Annotated in this window: 4 protein-coding genes; all 4 read right to left on the bottom strand. The window is 70.4% G+C overall.

The features are described from left to right. Positions 1–49: 49 nt before the first annotated feature. A complete protein-coding gene (locus tag C1A38_RS30300) occupies positions 50–1,039 on the bottom strand; it encodes a pirin family protein (RefSeq protein ID WP_102661091.1) in 990 nt (329 codons plus the stop codon). Between the two features lie 11 nt (positions 1,040–1,050). Beyond that, complete coding sequence (locus C1A38_RS30305; RefSeq protein ID WP_102661092.1) at positions 1,051–1,527, bottom strand: MarR family winged helix-turn-helix transcriptional regulator; 477 nt, start codon at positions 1,525–1,527, stop codon at positions 1,051–1,053. A gap of 193 nt (positions 1,528–1,720) precedes the next feature. Next, on the bottom strand, positions 1,721–2,308 hold the full coding sequence (locus C1A38_RS30310; protein ID WP_102661093.1) for a general stress protein: 588 nt from the start codon (positions 2,306–2,308) through the stop codon (positions 1,721–1,723). Between the two features lie 204 nt (positions 2,309–2,512). Further along, positions 2,513–2,879, bottom strand: a 367-nt coding sequence (locus tag C1A38_RS30315; protein ID WP_199180383.1) for a cellulose binding domain-containing protein, incomplete at its 5' end; no start/stop codon positions are given.

Below are 2,879 nucleotides of genomic sequence, written 5' to 3' on the forward strand. Positions count from 1 at the left end.
GGGGGCGCCCCGGTCGCATCGGGCGCCCCCATCTGTCGTCACGATCGGGTCAGGGTCGCGAACCCTGGCCGTCGGTGTGCGCCAGCCGCTCGGCCGGGATCACCCCGAGCCGGCCGGCCTGGTAGTCCTCGAAGGCCTGGATCAGCTCGTCACGGCTGTTCATCACGAACGGGCCGTACTGGGCGACCGGCTCGCGGATCGGCTGACCGCCCATGATGTACAGATCCAGCGTCGGCGTGCGGCTGTCCTGCCGGGCGTTGGCCCTGAACCGCAGCGCGTCACCGGGGCCGTGCACCGCGAGCTGCCCGGTGCGTACGCCACGGCCGTTGGCGCCGATCGTGCCGCGCCCGCCCAGCACGTAGACCAGGGCGTTGAAGTCGGGCCGCCAGGGCAGGTCGACCTGCGCCCCCGGCTCCACCGTCACGTGGGTCACGGTGATCGGGGTGTACGTCGAGCCCGGCCCCTGGTGTCCGGCGATCTCACCGGCGATCACCCGGATCAGCGCGCCGCCGTCCGGCGTGGTGAGCAGAGCGGCCTGGTTGCCCCGGATGTCCTGGTACTTCGGCGGGCTCATCTTCGCCACCTTGGGCAGGTTGACCCAGAGTTGGGTGCCGTGGAACAGGCCGCCGCTGACCACCAGGTGCTCCGGCGGCGCCTCGATGTGCAGGAGGCCACTGCCGGCCGTCATCCACTGGGTGTCACCGTTGGTGATGGTGCCGCCACCGCCGTGCGTGTCCTGGTGCTCGAAGATCCCGTCGATGATGTAGGTGACGGTCTCGAAGCCCCGGTGCGGGTGCCAACTGGTGCCCCGTGGCTCGCCCGGGGCGTACTCGACCTCGCCCATCTGGTCCAGGTGCAGGAACGGGTCCAGCTCGCTGGTCGGTACCCCGGCGAAGGCCCGGCGCACCGGGAAGCCCTCGCCCTCGAAGCCGCTCGGCGCGGTGGTCAGCCGGCGGACCGGCCGGATGGTGGTGGTGGACTCGTCGAGCCGGGGCAGTCGGGGCAGGACGAGGACGTTGTCGACGGTGATCGCGGGCATCGGAGGCTCCTTCAACTGTCGCTGTGTGCGGGGCTGGCGGTGGCCTGCAGCCGCTGGCCGAGTCGGGTGAAGATCCTGGTCAGGCAGGCGATCTCGGCGTCGTCGAGGTCGTCCATCAGGTGCGTGCGTACCGAGTGCAGGTGATGCGGTGCGGCCTCGCGCAGGGCCAGCAGGCCGGCAGCGGTGAGCACCGCCTCGCTGCCCCGGCCGTCCTGCGCACACGGCTGCCGCGCCACCAGGCCGCGCCGTTGCATCGAGGAGATCTGGTACGTCAGTCGGCTGGGTGAGAAGACCAGTCGGCCGGCCAGTTCGCCCATCCGCAGGCGTTGCCCGGGGACCTCGCTGAGCAGCACGAGCACGTGGTAGTCGGCGAGGCTCAGCTCGCTTGTGGCGCGCAGATCCTCCTCCAACCGGGTGAGCAACCGCTGGCTGGCTTCGATGTACCCCCGCCAGGCGGCCAGGCGGTCGGCGCTCAAGCTCTCGGTCATGCCCCCACGGTAGCACAAACTAAAATTTGAACTATCTCGCCAGACTGCTGCCCGGCAAGCGGGTCAGCGCGGTCAAGGGGGCAGATATTGAAGGTTTGAATGACAGTCTCGGGACTGACCGTCACGGGTACGCGATCCGCCCCCGACCGTGACCGGTCGGGGGCGGCAGGACTCGTGCGTGTGTCGGGTGCGGTCAACTTGCGGTCTGCGGGGCGCGCCCACCCAGGTGCAGCCGACCCATCAGTTGGCGGGCCTGCTCGGCCACGTCCGAGTCGACGATGACCGCGTACTGGTTGGCGCGCAGCGAACTGGCCGAGGTGAAGTCGCGCTTGCCGCCCGTCATGGCGTGGGCGACCGCGCCGAACACCGCGCCCCAGATCGCACCGATGACCAGGCCGGCCAGGATCACTGCGATCCAGTTGCCGACGGTGAAGATGCCGAACAGTAGGCCGATGAACAGACCGAACCAGGCACCGGTGCCGGCGCCGATCAGACCGGCACGAGCGGTCGTCATCCGGCCCAGCACGGTCTCCACCAGGGTCAGATCGGTGCCGACGATCGCGCTGCGTTCCACCGGAAACCGGTTGTCGGCCAGGTGATCCACCACCCGTTGGGCGGAGGGATAGTCCGGGTAGGCCCCGATCGTCACGGTCGGCGGGCCGAACTGCGGACCGTGCCCGTCGCCGCTGGGCGCCGCGGTACGGCCACCCGGCCCCGACGGGAGGGTGCCGCCACCGGTCACGCCCGGCTGCCAGGCCGGGGGATTCGACTGTGTGGTCATGGGTCTCCTCCTTCGTCGCTCAACGCGTTCCCGCCCGATGGCAGCGGTAACGCGTTCGCGCCGGTCGGGCGGGCCGGCGAACCGGACGATCGGCCGTCGACGCTGGAGGTGACAGCCGCTGGAGGTGACACAGGCGTCGGTGACGCAGGCCTGGGCCCCCCGCCGATGCCCGAAGGCGGTGGCGAGGGGCCCAGGAAGGTGCGATCAGGTGCAGTTGGTGCCGTTGAGGGTGAAACCACTCGGCGCCGGCAGGCTGCTACCGCTGTAGGTGCCCTGGTAGCCGATGCTGACGGTGTTGCCGCTGAACAGGCTGCCGTTCCAGTCGGCGTTACGCACCGTGATCCGGTCGCCGGACTGGCTCCAGACGCCGTTCCAGCCGTTGCTCAGCTGTACCCCGGAGCCGGCGTTGAAGGTCACGGTCCAGCTGTTCAACGAGCTGCCGCGGTTGGTCACCCGGATCTCGGCGGTGAAGCCACCGGTCCAGGTGTTCGGGGTGAAGGTCACCGTGCAACCGGAGCCACCGGGCGGCGGGGTGCTGGCCGGCGGGGGAGTGGTGGGCGGCGGCGTGGTC

This window comes from Verrucosispora sp. ts21 (assembly GCF_002879555.1).
In the GTDB taxonomy this organism is placed as follows: domain Bacteria; phylum Actinomycetota; class Actinomycetes; order Mycobacteriales; family Micromonosporaceae; genus Micromonospora; species Micromonospora gifhornensis.

Bases quoted from the DNA above. Each gene is read 5' to 3' on its own strand.
- C1A38_RS30300 (WP_102661091.1), bottom strand. From the start codon at position 1,039: ATGCCCGCGATCACCGTCGACAACGTCCTCGTCCTGCCCCGACTGCCC.
- C1A38_RS30305 (WP_102661092.1), bottom strand. From the start codon at position 1,527: ATGACCGAGAGCTTGAGCGCCGACCGCCTGGCCGCCTGGCGGGGGTAC.
- C1A38_RS30310 (WP_102661093.1), bottom strand. From the start codon at position 2,308: ATGACCACACAGTCGAATCCCCCGGCCTGGCAGCCGGGCGTGACCGGT.